This is a genomic window from Knoellia tibetensis (genome assembly GCF_048606415.1).
GTDB classification, from domain to species: Bacteria; Actinomycetota; Actinomycetes; order Actinomycetales; family Dermatophilaceae; genus Knoellia; species Knoellia tibetensis.
On sequence record NZ_JBMBWF010000003.1, the window covers coordinates 259,019 to 276,140 of the forward strand.

At 72.1% G+C, this 17,122-nt stretch carries 15 protein-coding genes; 7 read left to right on the top strand and 8 right to left on the bottom strand.

Going from position 1 to position 17,122, the window contains the following annotated elements; translation table 11 throughout:
- Positions 1 to 164 precede the first annotated feature (164 nt).
- On the top strand, positions 165 to 413 hold the full coding sequence (locus ACOJV7_RS15000; RefSeq protein ID WP_035905910.1) for a WhiB family transcriptional regulator: 249 nt from the start codon (positions 165 to 167) through the stop codon (positions 411 to 413).
- An 87-nt stretch (positions 414 to 500) separates the two neighbouring features.
- Here ACOJV7_RS15000 and ACOJV7_RS15005 read toward each other — a convergent pair whose 3' ends face one another.
- Positions 501 to 1,982: a sensor histidine kinase gene (locus tag ACOJV7_RS15005; RefSeq protein WP_420191024.1), complete on the bottom strand. Its 1,482-nt coding sequence runs from the start codon at positions 1,980 to 1,982 to the stop codon at positions 501 to 503.
- Between the two features lie 25 nt (positions 1,983 to 2,007).
- Positions 2,008 to 6,906, bottom strand: a complete 4,899-nt coding sequence (locus ACOJV7_RS15010; RefSeq protein ID WP_420191025.1) for an NAD-glutamate dehydrogenase — start codon at positions 6,904 to 6,906, stop codon at positions 2,008 to 2,010.
- Positions 6,907 to 7,085: 179 nt separating this feature from the next.
- Between ACOJV7_RS15010 and ACOJV7_RS15015 the strand changes: the two genes are divergently transcribed.
- The 3 genes from ACOJV7_RS15015 to ACOJV7_RS15025 all read left to right on the top strand — a co-directional run bounded on the left by ACOJV7_RS15015 (position 7,086) and on the right by ACOJV7_RS15025 (position 8,455).
- Positions 7,086 to 7,373, top strand: coding sequence for a hypothetical protein (locus tag ACOJV7_RS15015; RefSeq protein ID WP_420191026.1), 288 nt, complete (start codon positions 7,086 to 7,088; stop codon positions 7,371 to 7,373).
- Entirely contained in the window at positions 7,370 to 7,894 is a 525-nt protein-coding gene (locus ACOJV7_RS15020) for a hypothetical protein (protein WP_420191027.1), read from the top strand. The genes ACOJV7_RS15015 and ACOJV7_RS15020 overlap by 4 nt, the downstream gene beginning before the upstream one ends.
- A 72-nt stretch (positions 7,895 to 7,966) precedes the next feature.
- The gene (locus tag ACOJV7_RS15025; RefSeq protein ID WP_420191028.1) at positions 7,967 to 8,455 is read left to right on the top strand and encodes a DUF2505 domain-containing protein; all 489 of its coding nucleotides are present in this window, start codon (positions 7,967 to 7,969) and stop codon (positions 8,453 to 8,455) included.
- A 51-nt stretch (positions 8,456 to 8,506) separates the two neighbouring features.
- Here ACOJV7_RS15025 and pruA read toward each other — a convergent pair whose 3' ends face one another.
- The 5 genes from pruA to ACOJV7_RS15050 form a co-directional block, all read right to left on the bottom strand.
- On the bottom strand, positions 8,507 to 10,138 hold the full coding sequence (gene pruA, locus ACOJV7_RS15030) for an L-glutamate gamma-semialdehyde dehydrogenase (protein ID WP_420191029.1): 1,632 nt from the start codon (positions 10,136 to 10,138) through the stop codon (positions 8,507 to 8,509).
- A gap of 266 nt (positions 10,139 to 10,404) precedes the next feature.
- Positions 10,405 to 10,824: a DUF6912 family protein gene (locus tag ACOJV7_RS15035; RefSeq protein ID WP_420191030.1), complete on the bottom strand. Its 420-nt coding sequence runs from the start codon at positions 10,822 to 10,824 to the stop codon at positions 10,405 to 10,407.
- 11 nt (positions 10,825 to 10,835) lie between these two features.
- Positions 10,836 to 12,266, bottom strand: coding sequence for a WS/DGAT/MGAT family O-acyltransferase (locus ACOJV7_RS15040; RefSeq protein WP_420191031.1), 1,431 nt, complete (start codon positions 12,264 to 12,266; stop codon positions 10,836 to 10,838).
- Positions 12,267 to 12,375: 109 nt separating this feature from the next.
- On the bottom strand, positions 12,376 to 13,836 hold the full coding sequence (locus ACOJV7_RS15045) for a CpaE/TadZ family protein (RefSeq protein ID WP_420191032.1): 1,461 nt from the start codon (positions 13,834 to 13,836) through the stop codon (positions 12,376 to 12,378).
- Positions 13,833 to 14,510: a CpaB family protein gene (locus ACOJV7_RS15050; protein WP_420191033.1), complete on the bottom strand. Its 678-nt coding sequence runs from the start codon at positions 14,508 to 14,510 to the stop codon at positions 13,833 to 13,835. Before ACOJV7_RS15050 ends, ACOJV7_RS15045 begins: the two co-directional genes overlap by 4 nt.
- A gap of 247 nt (positions 14,511 to 14,757) precedes the next feature.
- Here ACOJV7_RS15050 and ACOJV7_RS15055 point away from each other — a divergent pair, with 247 nt between their 5' ends.
- On the top strand, positions 14,758 to 14,970 hold the full coding sequence (locus tag ACOJV7_RS15055; protein WP_420191034.1) for a helix-turn-helix domain-containing protein: 213 nt from the start codon (positions 14,758 to 14,760) through the stop codon (positions 14,968 to 14,970).
- Positions 14,971 to 14,979: 9 nt separating this feature from the next.
- On the opposite strand, the gene ACOJV7_RS15060 is transcribed toward ACOJV7_RS15055, so the two are convergent.
- The gene (locus tag ACOJV7_RS15060) at positions 14,980 to 15,522 is read right to left on the bottom strand and encodes a hypothetical protein (protein WP_420191035.1); all 543 of its coding nucleotides are present in this window, start codon (positions 15,520 to 15,522) and stop codon (positions 14,980 to 14,982) included.
- A 73-nt stretch (positions 15,523 to 15,595) separates the two neighbouring features.
- Here ACOJV7_RS15060 and ACOJV7_RS15065 point away from each other — a divergent pair, with 73 nt between their 5' ends.
- Positions 15,596 to 16,519, top strand: a complete 924-nt coding sequence (locus tag ACOJV7_RS15065) for a LysM peptidoglycan-binding domain-containing protein (protein WP_420191036.1) — start codon at positions 15,596 to 15,598, stop codon at positions 16,517 to 16,519.
- Positions 16,516 to 17,094 carry an Rv3235 family protein gene (locus ACOJV7_RS15070; RefSeq protein ID WP_420191037.1) on the top strand — a complete coding sequence of 193 codons (579 nt, stop codon included), beginning with the start codon at positions 16,516 to 16,518 and terminating at the stop codon, positions 17,092 to 17,094. Before ACOJV7_RS15065 ends, ACOJV7_RS15070 begins: the two co-directional genes overlap by 4 nt.
- The last annotated feature ends 28 nt before the right edge of the window (positions 17,095 to 17,122 follow it).

Here is a 17,122-nt window from a genome sequence, read left to right on the forward strand (position 1 = left end):
GGATTTTGACCCTGTCCAAATTGGGTAGGGGGGTCTAGACTGACACTTCGGACGTCTGCGTGTTGACGTCCAGTGGTTTGCAAGGGCGCAACCTCATTGTTGGCCCTGCTCCACCCTCCGCTAGCGGCCAGCACCACTGAACTCCACGGACAGGAGCACCACCCATGGATTGGCGCGACCGCGCTGCTTGCCTCGATGAGGATCCCGAGCTGTTCTTCCCCATCGGGAACACCGGCCCGGCGATCATGCAGATCGAGGAGGCCAAGGCAGTCTGCCGTCGCTGCGAAGTTGTCGACACCTGCCTCAAGTGGGCGCTCGAGTCCGGACAGGACGCCGGCGTCTGGGGCGGACTCTCCGAGGACGAGCGCCGCGCTCTCAAGCGTCGCAACGCCCGCGCCCGCCGCGCAGGCTGACCGCAGCACGGACACGACGGCCCCGCCACCCGCGGGGCCGTTTGCTTTGCCCGCGCACCGGTTGGCACGGGTCCCCGAGTCCCCCGGTCAGCGGGTCAGCGGACGCAGCCGGGCGGTGAACGCCACCCGGGTGCCGTGAGGCGACGCCGGCTCCCAGCGGATCCGCCCCTGGAGGTCCTGCACGAGCGAGGTGACGATGCGCGTCCCGAGACCCGCGAGGACGGGCCGGAACCCGGCGGGCAGACCCGTCCCGTCGTCGGTGATCGTCACGGTGAGGCCGTCGACGCCCGGCTCGATCTCGGCGCGGTCGACGTGGACGAGGATCGTCCCGCCACGCGAGGCGAGCCCGTGCTCTACGGCGTTCTGGACGAGCTCGGACACGATCATGGCGAGCGACGTGGCGTCCTCGGCCCGCATCCGGCCGAACGAACCGGTGAGCGAGGACTCGACGCGGTGCTCGGTGACGGCGACGTCGACGACGGCACGCAGCCCGCGCAGGGCGATCTCGTCGAAGTTCACCGTCTCGTCGATGCCCTGGCTCAAGGTCTCGTGCACGAGCGCGATCGTGCCCACGCGCCGCACCGCCTCGTCGAGGGCGTTGCGTGCCGTCTGGTCCGGGACCCGGCGTGACTGCAGGCGCAGCAGAGCCGCCACCGTCTGCAGGTTGTTCTTCACGCGGTGGTGGATCTCGCGGATCGTCGCGTCCTTGGTGATGAGCTCCTGCTCGCGCCGCCGCAGCTCGCTCACGTCCCGCAACAGCAGCAGGGCGCTCGTGCGGGAGCCGTTGTGCGTGAGCGGGATCGCCCGCAGGCTCACGCTCGCCGACTGCGTCGAGACCTCGGTCCACCACGGCGCCCGGCCGGTGATGACGACGGCCAGCGACTCGTCGACGGTCGACCCTGACGCCTGGAGCAGGTCGGCCACGACGGTCGCGAGCACCTCGCCGATGACGTCGCCACGGTGGCCGAGCCGGTGGATCGCGCTGATCGCGTTGGGGCTGGCATAGAGCACGGTGCCCTCGAGGTCGAGGTGCACGACGCCGTCACCGACGCGCGGCGCCCCACGTCGCGCACCCGTCGGCGCCGCCGTGCTCGGGAACTCCCCCGCGGCGATCATCGTCGTCATCGACTCGGCGAGCAGCCGGTAGGTCAGCTCGAGCCGGCTCGGGGTGCGCCCGGTGACGACGTTGCTGTGCTTGGTGATGACGGCGAGCGACCGCCCCTCGCGCACGACCGGGATCGCCTGCTCGCGCACCGCGGTCTCGCCCTGGCTCTCGGGCTCGCGCCCGTTGACGATCCGCCGGTGCCGGTAGGCCTCGGAGAGGATCGGCTCACGCCAGCGTCCCGACGTCCGCCCGACGATGTCGTCGTAGAAGACCATCGGCCCGGTGTTGGGACGCACGTGCGCCACCGCCCGCCAGCCGTCGAGGCCGGTGGGCACCCAGAGCACGAGGTCCGCGAACGAGAGGTCCGCGATGAGCTGCCAGTCGCCCACGACGAGGTGGACCCATTCGATGTCGTGGTCCCCGAGGGTCGTCGAGGCCCGGAGGGATTCGGCGAGGGTGCTCACCCGGCGAGCCTAGGGCGTGACCTCGTCAGCCCCCCTGCCGGACCACGGACCGGAGCGTCCGCAGGGCCACCGAGAGTGCCGCGATGTTGGGCTTCTCGAGCGACCGTATGCCGGCCAGCTGGTTGCCGACCCGCTCCACCGCCCCGTCGCCTGCCTCGTTCCACGCCTCGATCCGCTCGTCCGCGGTGACGACGCTGTCGCCGTCGAGGTCCTTGGCGAACTCGAAGGCGTTGCGCGTGAAGGACTCGAGGACCGAGTAGAGGTCGTCGCGCAGGGCGCCGCGAGCGAGGGCGTCCCACCGGTCGTCGCGCGGCAGGCCGGCGACCCGGTTGAGCATCCCGTCGATACCGAACCGCTCGGACAGCCGGAAGTAGACCTCGGCCACCTCGTGGGCCGTGTGGTCGACGTCCGAGGCGATCTCGACGACGTCGAGCAGCGAGTAGCTGTCGAGCAGCGAGGCGGCACGGGCGGCGAGCTCGCTCGGCACGCCGGCCTCCTCCCACGCCGCCGTCTGCGCGAGCACCCGCTCCCGCTCGCCGCCCTGGAGCAGCTCGGGGATGCGCGGCACGAGGTCGGCGACGACGGGGGCGAAGCGCTCGACCTCGGTCGTGATGTCGAGACCACTGGGCCGGGCCGCGAGCAGCCAGCGCACCGCGCGGTCGAGGAGGCGGCGGAACTCGAGGTAGAGCCCGGTCTGCACCTTCGTCGGCAGCTCGTTGTCGAGCGCCTCGACCGCCTTGACGTAGCCGCGCAGGTCGAAGACCTCACGGCACACGATGAAGGCACGGGCCACCTGGTCGGGGGTGCAGGTCACCTCCTCCTGCGCCCGGAAGGCGAAGGTGATGCCGCCCCGGTTCACCATCGAGTTGACGACGGAGTTCGTGATGATCTCGCGGCGCAGCGGGTGCTCACCCAGCTCCGCGGCATACGGCTCCCGCAGTGCCTTGGGGAAGTAGTGGGCGAGGGTCGCCGCGAAGTACGGGTCGTCGGGCAGGTCGCTCGCGAGGATGTCCTTCTTGAGCGCGAGCTTGGCGTAGGCGACGAGCACGGAGAACTCGGGCGACTTGAGCCCGAGCCCCTCGGACGCACGCTTGGCCATCTCCGCGTCGGTCGGGAGGAACTCGAGCGACCGGTCGAGCTCGCCGCGCCCCTCGAGCCAGCCCATGAGGCGCTGGTGGACCGGCACCATCGAGAGGTCCTGCGCGCGGGCGTTCCCGAGCAGGACGTTCTGCTCGTAGTTGTCACGCAGCACGTGCTCGGCGACGTCGTCGGTCATCGACGCGAGGAGGGTGTTGCGCTCCTCGATCGTGAGGTCGCCGCGGCGCACGACGTCGCCGAGGAGGATCTTGATGTTGACCTCGTGGTCGGAGGTGTCGACGCCGGCGCTGTTGTCGATGGCGTCGGTGTTGACCCGGACGCCCGACAGCGAGGCCTCGATGCGCCCGAGCTGCGACAGCCCGAGGTTGCCGCCCTCGCCGACGACCCTGACCCGCAGCTCGTTGCCGTTGACGCGGATCGCGTCGTTGGCGCGGTCGCCGATCGAGAGGTGGTCCTCGCTCGTCGCCTTGACGTAGGTGCCGATGCCGCCGTTCCACAGCAGGTCGACCGGTGCGAGAAGGATCGCGTGGATGAGCTCCGTCGGGGTCATCGTCGTAACGCCGTCGTCGAGGCCGAGGGCCGCACGCATCTCGGGCGTGACGGTGACCGACTTGAGCGAGCGCGAGAAGACGCCGCCGCCGGCCGAGATGAGCGAGCGGTCGTAGTCGTCCCACGACGAGCGCGGCAGCTCGAAGAGGCGCTTGCGCTCCCGGAAGGACTCCGCGGCAACCGGTTCGGGGTCGATGAAGACGTGGCGGTGGTCGAACGCCGCGACGAGACGGATGTGCTCGGAGAGCAGCATGCCGTTGCCGAAGACGTCGCCGCTCATGTCGCCGACGCCGACCGCGGTGAAGTCCTCGGTCTGGGTGTCGACGTCCATCTCGCGGAAGTGCCGCTTGACCGACTCCCACGCGCCACGAGCCGTGATGCCCATCGCCTTGTGGTCGTACCCGGCCGAGCCGCCGGACGCGAAGGCGTCGTCGAGCCAGAAGCCGTAGGACTGGGCGACGCCGTTGGCGATGTCGGAGAAGGTCGCGGTGCCCTTGTCGGCCGCGACGACGAGGTAGGGGTCGTCGCCGTCGTGGCGCACGACGCGCTCCGGCGGGACGATCTCGGAGCCGACCCGGTTGTCGGTGATGTCGAGCAGGCCGGAGATGAAGGTCCGGTAGGCCGACTGCCCCTCCTCGAGCCACGCCTCGCGCGAGACCGCGGGGTCCGGCAGCTTCTTGGCATAGAAGCCACCCTTGGAACCGGTGGGCACGATGACGGCGTTCTTGACCATCTGCGCCTTGACGAGACCGAGGATCTCGGTGCGGAAGTCCTCGCGCCGGTCGCTCCAGCGCAGACCGCCGCGCGCGACCGACCCGAAGCGGAGGTGCACGCCCTCGACCTGCGGGCTGTAGACCCAGATCTCGTATGCCGGCCGCGGCGCCGGGAGGTCGGGGATCGCCGTCGGGTCGAGCTTGAGCGAGACGTAGGCCCGCGGCCCGCCGTCCGCGGTCGGCTGGAAGAAGTTCGTGCGGAGGGTCGCGCTCATCACGGCGAGGAAGGAGCGGATGATCCGGTCCTCGTCGAGCGAGCTGACGTCGTCGAGCGCCGCGGTGATCCGCCCCGCGATCTCGTCCTGCCGCTCCTGACGCTGCTCGCTCTCGTCGTCGCCGAACGCGTCCGGGTCGAAGCGGGCCTCGAAGAAGGCGACGAGGTCGGCCGCGATCGACGGGTTCCCGACGAGCGCGTCCTCGAAGTAGGACTGGCTGAAGGTCGCCTGCGTCTGCCGCAGGTACTTCGCCACCGTCCGCAGCACGACGACCTGCCGCCACGTGAGACGCGCGGCGAGGACGAGCTGGTTGAAGCCGTCGGACTCGGCCCGTCCGTCCCACACGGCGAGGACGGCACCCTCGAAGAGGTCACGCAGGTCCTCGTGAGCGATGTCGGACCAGACCTTCTCGTCCTGCACCCGCAGCCCGAAGTCGTAGACGTGCAGCTGGGAGCCGTCGGACCGGCTCACCTCGTAGGGCTGCTCGTCGACGACCTCGACCCCCATGTCGGTGAAGATCGGGAGGATGTCGGTGAGCGACAGCGGGTCGACGCGGAAGAGCTTGAAGCGGCGCAGGCTCTCCGGCGAGTCCGCGGGACGGTAGAGCGCGACGCTCGTGCGGCGCTCGGCACTCAGCCCGTCGAGGTGGTGCAGGTCGGCGACGCCCTGGACGACCGAGAAGGTCTCCTCGTATGCCGTGGGGAAGCCGCGCCCGAAGCGGTCGAGAAGGCGGTCGCCCTCGACCTCGCCGAGACGGTCGCGCAGACCGTCGCCGAGGCGGTCGGCCCACGTGCGGCTCACCTCGATGAGGCGGCGCTCGAGCTGCTCGCGCTCGCCCTCGTCGAGGTGCCGGACGCGCTGCCCGACGGGCACGCGGACGACGAACTGCAGCCGTGAGAGGGCCCGCTCGCTGACCCGTGCGGTGAACTCGACGCTCTCGCCACCGAAGGTGTCCTTGAGGATCGCGGCCATGCGCGTGCGGACGCCGGTGTTGTAGCGGTCGCGCGGGATGTAGACCTGGCACGAGACGAACCGGCCGAAGTCGTCCTCGCGCAGGAAGAGCTTGGTGCGGCGCCGCTCCTGGAGCTGCGTCACGGCCATCGCCGTCTCGTAGAGGTCCTCGGGCGTCGCCTGGATGAGCTCGTCGCGCGGGTAGGTCTCGAGGACCTCGAGGAGGTCCTTGCCGGTGTGCGAGTCGGGGGCGAGCCCGGACTTCTCGAGAACGGTCTGGACCTTCTCGGCGACGACCGGCAGCCGCAGCACCGACTCGGTGTAGGCCGTCGAGGCGTAGAGGCCGAGGAAGCGCTTCTCCCCCGCCGTGCTGCCGTCGGGGGCGTAGGTGCGGATGCCGACGTAGTCGAGGTAGGTCGGGCGGTGCACCGTCGAGCGGGAGTTCGCCTTGGTGAGGACGAGGACCCCACGCTCTCGCGCCTTGCGGCTCGACTCGGACGAGAGCGGCACGATCTTCTTGTCCGCCGGCGGGTCCTGCTTGAGCACGCCCAGTCCGGTGCCGCCCAGCGGCCGGATGACGTCACCCTCGGCGGTGTCCTCGAGGGCGTACTCCCGGTAGCCGAGGAAGGTGAAGTGGTTGTCGGCCATCCAGCGCAGGAAGGCGGCGGCCTGGCTCACCTCGGCGGGGTCGACACCGCGCGGGGGCGTGCCCTCGAGCTCGGCGGCGATGACGAGGCAGCGGGTGCGCATCGAGGGCCAGTCGGTGACGGCCTCGCGCACGTCGAGCAGGACGCTCTCGAGGACGGCCGTGAGCTCGTCACGCGCGGACTGCTCGCTCTCGCGGTCGACGGTGAGGAGGATCCACGACTCCTCGTGGACGTCGGGCTGGCCTTCGCGGGAGTCCGGCTCGTCGGCGTCGCACGTCTCGAGCAGGTGGCCCGACTCGTCGCGGCGGACCCGGAACTGCGGGTGGATGACGAGGTGGATGTCGATGTCGCGCTGCACGAGCGCCCCGGTGACCGAGTCGACGAGGAAGGGCATGTCGTCGGTGACGACCTGGATGACGGTGCGAGCGCTCGACCAGCCGTCGGTGTCGGTGGTCGGGTTGAAGACCCGCACGGCGGCGGTGCCGGGCGTGCGGCTCTCGGCGAGGTCGAGGTGCGACTTCACCGCACCGGCGAGGGTGCGCGCGGGTCGTGCGCTCAGCTCCTCGTCGGGCACGTGGCGGAAGTAGCGGCCGACGATGGCCTCGCCGTCCGGCCGTGGGTCGAGACCGGCGAAAGCCGAGACGATGGCGTCCAGTGTGGTCGATCGGGGGTGGACCGATGACTCAGTCATGGTGCGCTGCAGATCCTTTGTGTTGCGGCTTCGCCGATGGCCACGGCGGGACACGGCACTGTGTCCAGCACCGAGACTACTCACTTGCCGGACCCTGTGGATGAGGGGTCGGAGGTGGGGCAGGTGAGCACTAGAGTGACGAGGTGCGCAGGCCCTCGGAACCTCCCTCGCTCCCGGAGGTGAGCACCGTCCTCGAAGGCCTGTCGGACAGCCTCATGCGGGTGGAGGACGACCTCCTCGCGAGCCTCGTGGTCATGGGTGAGAGCGACCCGCAGCGGGCCGTCGACGGGTGGGTGGACCAGGTCGTCGACCTCCTCCGCGCGGTCGACGAGGTGGCCGCGCAGCACCGCACGACGCTCGCGCTGGCCCACTCCCGTGCCGGCACGCGAGGCGAAGCCGCTCCCGACGACTCTGCCGTCGACTCCACCTCCACGGCGGCGGAGCCGCTCCGGGGGGACCGGCAATGAGGTCCCTCGTTCCGGGCGACCCGGCCTCGCTCTCGGCGCTCGGGGCCTCCGCCTCCCGTGCCTCACGCGAGCTGGCCGCCGCCTGCGAGGCGAGCGGGACGGCATACGCATCGCTCAAGGACGGGTGGGGCACCTCGACGTCGGTCCGCGTGCGCAAGGAGGGACGTCGTGCTCTCGACGCGCTCGCCGTGGGTGGGCGTCACACCGCGGCGGTCGGCACCGCGATCCAGTCGTATGCCGTGGAGCTGAGCGCGCTGCAGGCGCGCGCCCGCGCCGCGCTCGACGAGGCTGCGGCCGCGGGCATCGTCGTCGAGGACGGCCGGGCTCGGCTGGCGTGGGGCGTCACCGGCGAGGCAGACAGTGCGACGACCCGCGAGCGCACCGACGCGGTCGCGAGGGTGCAGGCCGAGATCGAGGCGGTGGCCGCGCAGCACCGCCGCCGGCGCGACCGGTTCCTGGCCGAGGTCATGGCGTCGACGACCGAGCTCGAGTCAGTCGCCCGCGCCCTGCGCCTCTCCTGACGGACCTCTCCCACGGAAGCCGACGTCGGCGGTGAGAGGATCGGAGGGCCGGACCACGCCAAGGAGGAGCACGTGAAGTTCACCCACCGCGCCGAGTACCCCGCAGCGCCTGACGTCGTGTTCGCGCAGATGTGCGAGCAGGAGTTCCAGGACGCCAAGTGCGACGCGACGACGACCGGCACGTGGAAGGCTGGCGTGTCGAGCACCGGTGACCGCACGGTGATCTCGACCGAGCGCGTCCTGCCGACCGACGGGCTCCCCGACATCGCGAGGTCGTTCGTCGGCGAGACGCTCACGGTCGTCGAGGTGCAGACCTGGGGTCCGGCTGCGGCCGACGGGACGCGCACCGGCGACCTCAACCTCCACGTCAAGGGCGCGCCGATGACCCTCAAGGGGGCGGTCCGCCTGTCCCCCAGCGCCTCCGGCACGGTGCACGAGCTCGCGGGCGAGCTCAAGGCAGGCGTGCCGCTCATCGGCGGCAAGCTCGAGAAGGCCGCCGCCGACCCGCTGCTGCACGCCGCCCGGACCGAGACGGACCTGCTCCGCCGCCGCGTGGGCTGACGGAGCAGGTCCGGTCCGGCCGGGTCGCCGGTGCGCTCGGTGCGTCGCGGGTCAGACGCCCATGTGCGGGTAGGTGTGGTTCTTCGGAGGGACGAACGTCTCCTTGATCGAGCGCGGGCTCGTCCAGCGCAGCAGGTTCTGCGCCGAGCCGGCCTTGTCGTTCGTGCCGGAGGCTCGGCCACCGCCGAAGGGCTGCTGGCCGACGACGGCGCCGGTCGGCTTGTCGTTGACGTAGAAGTTGCCAGCAGCGAAGCGCAGGCGACGGCTGGCGGCGGCGACGGCACGGCGGTCCTGGGCGAGGATCGACCCGGTGAGCGCGTAGGCCGAGGCGGAGTCGATGACGTCCATGATCTGGTCGAACTGGTCGTCCGGGTAGACGTGGACCGAGAGCAGCGGGCCGAAGTACTCGGTCGTGAACATCTCGTCCAGCGGGTCCTCGCCGACCATGATCGTCGGGCGCACGAACCAGCCCTCGGAGTCGTCGTAGGTTCCTCCGGCGATGATCTCGATACCGCTCGTCGACCGGGCCCGGTCGATCGCGGCCTTGTGCTTGGCGAACGCCCGGTCGTCGATGACGGCGCCCATGAAGTTCGAGAGGTCGGTGACGTTGCCCATCGTCAGGCCGTTGGTGAGGGCGACGAGGTCCTTCTCGATGACCTTCCACAGGCTGCGCGGGATGAAGGCGCGCGACGCGGCGGAGCACTTCTGCCCCTGGTACTCGAAGGCGCCGCGGATGAGGGCGGTGCGCACGACGTCGGGGTCGGCGCTGGCGTGGGCGAGGACGAAGTCCTTGCCACCGGTCTCGCCGACGATGCGCGGGTAGTGGCGGTAGGTCGTGAGGTTGGAGCCGATCTCCTGCCACAGGCTCTGGAAGACCCGGGTCGACCCGGTGAAGTGCAGGCCCGCGAACTCCGGGTGCTTGAGGACGACGTCGGAGACCTCGGTGCCGTGACCGCTGACGAGGTTGATGACGCCCGGCGGCATGCCGGCCTCCTCGAGGATCTCGAGGACGAACTGGGCGGCGAGCTGCTGCGTGTGCGACGGCTTCCACACGACGGTGTTGCCCATGAGCGCCGGCGCGGTCGGCAGGTTGCCGGCGATCGCGGTGAAGTTGAACGGCGTGACCGCGTAGACGAAGCCCTCGAGCGAGCGGTAGTCGGTGCGGTTCCAGATGCCGGGGGCGTTGGCCGGCGGCTGCTCCTCGAGGATGTGGCGCGCGAAGTGGACGTTGTAGCGCCAGAAGTCGATGAGCTCGCAGGCGCTGTCGATCTCGGCCTGGTATGCCGTCTTGCTCTGTCCCAGCATCGTGGCGGCGTTGACCTTGGCTCGCCACGGGCCGGCGAGGAGGTCCGCTGCCTTGAGCAGGATGGCCGCACGGTCGTCGAAGGCCATGTCGCGCCACTCCGGCGCGGCGGCGTTGGCCGCGTCGACGGCCGCGAGCGCGTCGTCCTTCGTGGCGTCACGGATGGTGCCGAGGACCGAGGCGTGGTCGTGCGGCTGGCGGACGTCGATCTCGGTTCCGTCACCGACGACCCGCTCGCCGTTGATCGTGTGCGGCAGCTCCCACTTCGTGCTGCCGACCTCGGCGAGCGCCACCTCGAGGGCGGCGCGCTCGGGGCTGCCGGGCGCGTAGTCGCGGACCGGCTCGTTGACCGGGGCAGGGACGTGGGTCACAGCGTCCATCGGGGTCTTCCTCGATTCGTGGGGTGCAGGGGGTCAGCCCATCGTCCCACGGTGCGCGACCAGCCGTGTCCGCCCCCGGGCTCGCCTGCGTCCGCCGCTCCGCCGCCCTGGCCCCCACAGCTGCGGACGTTGCGTATGCCGGCCTGCTCGCGTCCGCCGCTCTGCCGCCCTGGCCCCCACAGCTGCGGACGTTGCGTATGCCGGCCTGCTTGCGTCCGCAGGTCTGCCGCCCTGGCCCCCACAGCTGCGGACGCTGTGTGGCTGGGCTACTCCGGGCGGACGAGGGCGATGACGTCGTCGAGCTCGGTGACGTCGTACCAGAGGAGGTCGGCGACCTCCCCGCCGGGCTCCTCGTCGATGTGGAACGAGGCGATCCGCGGCAGCGCGACGACGCTGTCGAGCTCGACGGCCGTGCCGTCCTCGCTCGTCGCGTTGACGACGGCGGCGTCGACGTCCGCGGATGCGACGACCCTCCGCTCTCCCCGCGTCACGAGCGCGGCGGCGTCGGCCGCGGCGGCCGACCACGCGGCATACTCGCGTTCCTCGTCGTCGCTGCCGAGGCCCGGGCGGGCGCTCGGGGCGACCGCCGTGTGCGCGGTGACCGGCGCCGGCCCGACCTCGCCGGTGCGGCGCAGGGTGTCGAGCGCGCCGGCGTCGAGAGGCAGGTAGACGCGAACCAGGGGCATGGCGGGTCCTTTCAGCGGGCTCGGCTGCGCGGAGCGTCGAGGAGCTCCTGCAGGGCGTCGACGATCGACTGGCCGAGGACGTCGGTGTCGGGCAGGGCGTCGCGGTCGGCATAGAGGCCGTAGTAGACACCGCCGTCGTAGGACGTGAGACCGATCGAGAGCGCCTTCGTCGGACCGAGCGGCATGACGGGGTAGGTCGAGGCCATCTGCGCACCGGCGATGTAGAGCGGGTGCTGCGGTCCCGGCACGTTGGTGATGGCGACGTTGAAAAGCCGCCGCGAGACCGCGCCTCCGAGCCGCGCGGCGAGCGTGTGCATCGTCGGCGGCGCGAAGCCGCCCAGTCCCGAGAGCGTGTCGGCGTCGACGGCCCGGCCGGCCTCCATCTGCTGGCGCATGGCGAACGCGATCTGGTGCAGCCGCATCGACGCCCCGGGCTCGCCGACGGGCAGGTCGACGAAGCACGCGGTGAGATGGCGTCCGGGCGCCATCTCGTTCTCGGCGTCGTGCGTGCTCACCGGCACCATCGCCCGGATCGTCGTCGAGCCGTGGACGCTCTCGCCACGGGTCATGAGCCACGTGCGGAACGCACCGGTCACCGTCGCGAGGATGACGTCGTTGATCGAGACGTCGTCGGCGAAGGCGCCCTTGGTGAGGCGAGACCGGACCTTCTTGTAGTCGTCGAGGTCCGTACCCACCATGACGAACCGGCGGGCGCGTCCGACGCGGGCGTTGAGCGGCGACTCGGGCGCCGGACTCGTCGAGGCACGCGCGACGGCCGAGACGACCTCGCCGGCGGCCCCGAGGACGCGACCGGCGGTCTCCTTGACGTCGGTGATGCCGGACTGGACGGTCTCGACGAGCTGGCCGGGAGCGCGGACGGTGTCGGCAAGCGCGCTGACGATGAGCTCGGTGTGCGACGGCTCGCGGCTCGGGCGCCACGTGTCGTCGACGCTCTCGGTGCTCGGCGTCTCGGAGTCCTCGAGGATGAGGTGGGCGATGTCCACGGCGTTGACTCCGTCGACGAGGGCCTGGTGGGTCTTGGTGATGATGGCGAACCGGTCGTCGGCCAGCCCCTCGACGAGGTAGACCTCCCAGAGCGGGCGGCTCCGGTCGAGCTGACGGGGCTGGATGCGCGCGATGAGCTCCTCGAGCTGCTCGTCGCCACCGGGTCGGGGCAGGGCCGAACGCCGCACGTGGTAGGTGACGTCGAACCGCTCGTCGTCGATCCAGACCGGGTTCGCCAGCCGGCCGGGGACGAACCGGACCCGCTGCCGGTAGCGCGGGACGTAGGCGATGCGGCGGGAGATGATGCCGACGAGCCGGTCGTAGTCGAACCCCTCGTCCGGGGCGTCGAAGACCATGACCGACCCCACGTGCATCGGCGTCGACGAGTTCTCGAGCGCGAGGAAGCTGCTGTCGAGGGTGCTCATCCGGTCGGCCACGGGCCCATCGTGTCAGATGCGGGCAGCCGGGTCGTGAGGCCACGAGGGGTGTGGGGGTCGTCATGACCTCACCGCCATGACGCTGCGGCCGGGATGTCGCTGCTCCCCCTCAGGCCGAGCGGCGGGTGCGCCTGCCCAGTCGCACGCGGCCCCGGCGGCCGGCACGGGTGTCGGGTGCGGCGTGCTCGGGGCAGACGGCGTCGACCACCCTGGCGACCGCGTCGGCGACGATCCCGGAACCGGACTGCTCGACGAGGCTGCGGCCGGCGAGCAGAGCGGCATCGCACTCGTCCGGCGCCCACGGCACGAAGTGCGGGTCCTCGAGCCCGGCGAACCGGCCGAGCACGTCGGTGATCGCCCGTTCCGGCGCGGACCCCGTGGCCGACGAGCGCACCTTGTTGACGACGACGACCGGCTGCGGCGACGGCACGACGCCGACGTCCTGCACCGCGCGCACGAGCCGCTGGAGCCCGATCGGGTCGGCGGACCCCACGACGACGAGGTCGTCGGCGCACTCCAGCGCGGTGAGGGTCGTCGCGTTGCGCCGAGGTGCGGCGGTGTCGTAGCTCAGCTCCTCGTCGTCCTCGATGGCGAACCCGCAGTCCACGACGACGTGCTCGACGAGGGTGCGCGACTTCTCGAGGACGTCCTCGACCGCCGCCGCCCGCAGCTCGGGCCACCGCTCGGGCTTCGGTATGCCTGTGAGCACTCGCAGACCCGGCGTCACCTCGGGTGCCACGCGCGACAGCGACGCCCGGTCGAGGGCGCCCTGCTCCGAGGCACGGGCGGCCGCGGCGACTCCCGGCGCCTCGTCGATGAGCGCGAGCGCCTGGGCGACGCTCGCGCCCCACGTGTCGAGGTCGACGAGCAGGGTGCTCACGCCGCGCGCGGCGAGGGTGGCGGCCATCGTCAGGGCGAGGGTGGTGCGGCCGGGAGCGCCCGTCGGACCCCAGACGGCCGTGATGCGGGCGCGTCGTGGTGCACCGGCCGCCGCGTCACCGGGCTCGTCGGGGTGGTGGCCGTCGGTGCGCCCACCGCTCCGCCGGAGCCGGTCGGTGCCATCGCCGCTGGAGAGCGACCCGCCCGGACCGACAGTGCCGTCGAGCCACGCGGCGAGCTCGTCGTCACCCAGTGGTGCCGTCCCGGCTCCAGCCGCGCGCTGACCGCCGCCGCCACGGCTGCCCCCGCCCGGCACCGCACCACCCGACACGGCACCACCCTCGGCGAGGTCGACGAGCGTCCGGGCCACCTCGTCGGGATCGGTGCCCGGACGCAGCAGGACCCGCACCCCGAGCTGACGCAGCCGCGCCTCCCCCGCGTCGTCGCCGGACACGACGAGCCCCGCCACCCGCACGCCGTGGCCGGCGAGGTGGCGCAGCGCGTCGCGGTCGAGCCCTCTGAAGTCCGGGGACACGACGGCGAGGTCGGCCACGCCGGAGGCGCCGGTCGACAGGAGCTCGGCAACGTCCGCGCAGCGGCGCACGACGTCCAGCCCGGACGCGCTCTCGAGCGCCGACACGAGCTCCTGTTCGTGGTGGTGCGAGACCGCGGTGACGACCCCGACCGTCATGACGTCGGTGCCGCGATCGCGCCGGGAACGGCCACGAGCGTGATCTTGGCGCCGAGGTCGACGTCGCCGACGAGCGACTGGACGGTCTCCTTCGGGACCATGACCTGCACGGGCCTCGTGTCTCCGGAGGCGCCCATCATCCCGTCGTCCTTGGACAGAGCGACGACGGTGACGCCCTCGAGCGTGAGCTCGGGACCCTCGAACGTCTCGGCCCCGACGCTGCCCTTGGCCGGGGCTGCGGGTCGGTTGACGTAGACGTCGACGACCGAGCCGGGCTGCAGCGTCGAGGCTGACGTCGCGTCGACCTGGAGCGCGAGCGGCTGGCTCGTCGCCCGGTCCCGCGGACCCACGGCCGATGCGGGGATGAGCTCGCCAGCGCGCACCTCCCGCAGGACCACCTGCTCGGCCGGCAGGCCACCCGCCGCACTCACGTAGTCGGTGCCGGCGTCACCGAGCTGGACGTCGACCCGCACGACGTCGTCCGGAGTGAGCGGCTGGCCGGCCATGAGACCGGACTTCGCGGCATACATCGGCACGCGGTCGTCGGCACGGCTCATGACGTAGGCACCGATCGCGGTGGAGGCCAGCACGAGCAGCACGCCGATGACGAGGCGGCTGTCGCGCCATGAGGGCCTGCGCAGGCGCTGGGCGGTGGGCGTGGAGGTCTCGCTCATCAAGGTCTCCGGATCGTCGAGCACGGCGGTCGGGCAGGTATGAGGGATCGCCATGCACCTCCCCCGCGACAGATTCTGTCCCACGCAGCGACCGGGCGCGCGACAAGACGTCCGCGCCTGTGGACAACTCATCGGCACGCCGACGACGCCGTGGTGTCGTGTGGACGAGCGCCGCAGCGGTCGGGATCCTGCGTGGCAGACTGGACCGACCACCTCGCCCCCTGCCGACCACCCGAGGAGCACGCCCGTGGCCAAGCGGTTCATCGCGCTCACCGAGGTGTCCGAGATCCTCGACATCTCCTCGGCGCAGGCCTACGCCCTCGTGCGTTCCGGTGAGCTCCCCGCGATCAAGGTCGGCGGGCGTGGCCAGTGGCGGGTGGAGACCTCGGAGCTCGAGAACTACATCCAGCGGATGTACTCGCAGACCCGCGACTTCGTCCGCGCCCAGGGCGAGGGCTGAGCCCGCCGGTCAGCGCGCCTCGACGAGGACGACAGCCCCGAACGGCACCGTATGCCGTCCGCGCACATTCTCGGCGCGGCGGTCCTCCCCCAGCGCGTGCTCGGCCAGGTCGAGGAAGTCCGCACCCACGGCGTCGATGGTGCCCGTGACGACCTGACCGCTCGCGTCGGTGAGGGCGACGTGGGCGCGGTCGCGCGATAGGCCACGCAGGGCGTAGCCCAGCGCGAAACGGCGAGCCGTCCTCGCGTCCGAGGCGCGCGGCCCGAGCCCGAGCACCCCGACGACGCCACCCACGGGCACGACGGCCTCCCGACCGGTCACGAGACGGAGCAGGAGCCAGTCCGCGCCGAGGTCGAGCAGCTCGCCCTCGACCTGGGCGCCGGTGACGAGCCGTAGCCGGACGGTCGCACCGACGACGGCGGCGAACCGTGCGCCGAGCTCGACCGAGGCGCGCTCGCGACGGGTGCGGTCGGCGACCTCGGAGTCGCGCTCTCGACGCTCCTCGGCGCTGAGCTGTGCCTCGAGGTCGTCGAAGAGCCGCTCCCACCGCATGGGCCGGAGCCTAGGCGCTCCGGCACCCGCCTTCCCGTTGCGACACCGTTCGACATCATCTATCGTCAAAAACATGCAAACGGCATCAAACGACCTCAAAGACGCATCAACGACCGCGGCGATCGTCGTCACCCGGACGGCACGGGTCCTCGCCGTGGGCCTCCTTGCCCTTGCCGTCGTCGTCTCGATGATGTGGGTGCTGTGGCTCGCCTGGCTCTCGGCGTGGGCCCGGGTCGGCTCCCCGGGACCCGCCTCGACGCCCGAGCTCCTCACCCTCGGCGCCGCGTCGGCCGCCATCGCGATCGCCGCCTGGCTCTGCCTCGGAGCCGCCCTCGAGGTCCTCTCCCACCTGCCCGGTCGGACGGGCGCCCTCGCCGGACGCTGGTCCGACCGGCTCACCCCAGCGCTGGCACGGCGGGTCGCGGCCTTCGTGCTCGGCATCGGTGTCGGTGTCGCCGGCGGGCCGAGCCAGGCCGTGGGCGCCTCGCGTGACCTCGACACCGCGGTGAGCACGTCGACCGCTCCGGCGCCCGGGTTCCAACCCACCCGGACGACGGTCGAGCGCGCGGCTCCCACCCCCGGCTTCCGGCCGACCAGCCCGGCCGAGGGCGCCCAGCAGGCTCCCGCCCCCGGGTTCCAGCCGACAGCGCAGCCCGGCACCCGGCCGGCCTCGGCAGACGCTGCGGCACCCCCGCCCACCCCCGGCTTCACGCCGTCGGCGCCCCGCGTGCGCAAGCAGGCCGACCCGACCCTCCTCGGCTCCCGCGCCTCGGGCGTCGACCGCTCCGATGTCTACGCAGTGGTCGTCCACCGCGGCGACACCCTCTGGTCCATCGCCGCCGCCCATCTCGGCCCGGACGCCGACGATGCCGAGGTCGCCCGCGCGTGGCCGCGGTGGTTCGAGGCCAACCGTGACGTCATCGGCCACGACCCCGACCTCCTCCTCCCCGGTCAGGTGCTGCGCGTCCCGGACCCGAGCGCGAGCGCCGTCCGATGACCCGCGCGACGAGCAGCCACCTCCGGCCCGTGGCCGTCCACGCCCCGGGCCACCGCCCGCCGGCCATCCCGCTCGTCGAGGCGATGCAGCGCTCGGCCGACGCCCTCGGTCACCCCCGCTACATCCAGGACGCCCTCGCCGTCGACCTCGCGGCGGCGAGCGACGAGCAGGTCTTCGGTCCCCAGAGCACGGCCCGGGCGGACCTGCCCGACCCGGAGCCGTGGGCGGCGCAGATCGCGCAGGCCATCGTCGAGGTGATGTCGGGACTGCGTCCCGCCGCCCAGGTCGTGCGGTGGACCACCCCGCAGGTGTATGCCGTCGTCGCCCGTCGCGGCGCCCTCGCCGCCCGTCGCCGGGCGTCCGGTGCGCGTGACGGGTCGGGCGGCACGACGGATGACGGGTCGCGCCGCCGCCTTGGCCGCGCCGTCGTGCGCTCGGTGCGCGTGTGCGAGCCCGCCGACGGCGTCGCCGAGTGCAGCGTCGTCGTCAGCGAGGGCGCGAGGGTGCGCGCCATGGCGGTGCGGCTCAGCGGTCTCGACGGCCGGTGGCGGGTCGAGGCGCTCCAGATCGGCTGACCGAAGCAGGGGCAAAGGACGAGGTCCC

What these genes read in the sequence shown, in the direction of transcription:
- ACOJV7_RS15050 (WP_420191033.1), bottom strand. Translation starts at nt 14,510, where the DNA reads ATGAGCGAGACCTCCACGCCCACCGCCCAGCGCCTGCGCAGGCCCTCA.
- ACOJV7_RS15035 (WP_420191030.1), bottom strand. Translation starts at nt 10,824, where the DNA reads ATGCCCCTGGTTCGCGTCTACCTGCCTCTCGACGCCGGCGCGCTCGAC.
- ACOJV7_RS15060 (WP_420191035.1), bottom strand. Translation starts at nt 15,522, where the DNA reads ATGCGGTGGGAGCGGCTCTTCGACGACCTCGAGGCACAGCTCAGCGCC.
- ACOJV7_RS15000 (WP_035905910.1), top strand. Translation starts at nt 165, where the DNA reads ATGGATTGGCGCGACCGCGCTGCTTGCCTCGATGAGGATCCCGAGCTG.
- ACOJV7_RS15010 (WP_420191025.1), bottom strand. Translation starts at nt 6,906, where the DNA reads ATGACTGAGTCATCGGTCCACCCCCGATCGACCACACTGGACGCCATC.
- ACOJV7_RS15045 (WP_420191032.1), bottom strand. Translation starts at nt 13,836, where the DNA reads ATGACGGTCGGGGTCGTCACCGCGGTCTCGCACCACCACGAACAGGAG.
- ACOJV7_RS15065 (WP_420191036.1), top strand. Translation starts at nt 15,596, where the DNA reads ATGCAAACGGCATCAAACGACCTCAAAGACGCATCAACGACCGCGGCG.
- ACOJV7_RS15070 (WP_420191037.1), top strand. Translation starts at nt 16,516, where the DNA reads ATGACCCGCGCGACGAGCAGCCACCTCCGGCCCGTGGCCGTCCACGCC.
- pruA (WP_420191029.1), bottom strand. Translation starts at nt 10,138, where the DNA reads ATGGACGCTGTGACCCACGTCCCTGCCCCGGTCAACGAGCCGGTCCGC.
- ACOJV7_RS15020 (WP_420191027.1), top strand. Translation starts at nt 7,370, where the DNA reads ATGAGGTCCCTCGTTCCGGGCGACCCGGCCTCGCTCTCGGCGCTCGGG.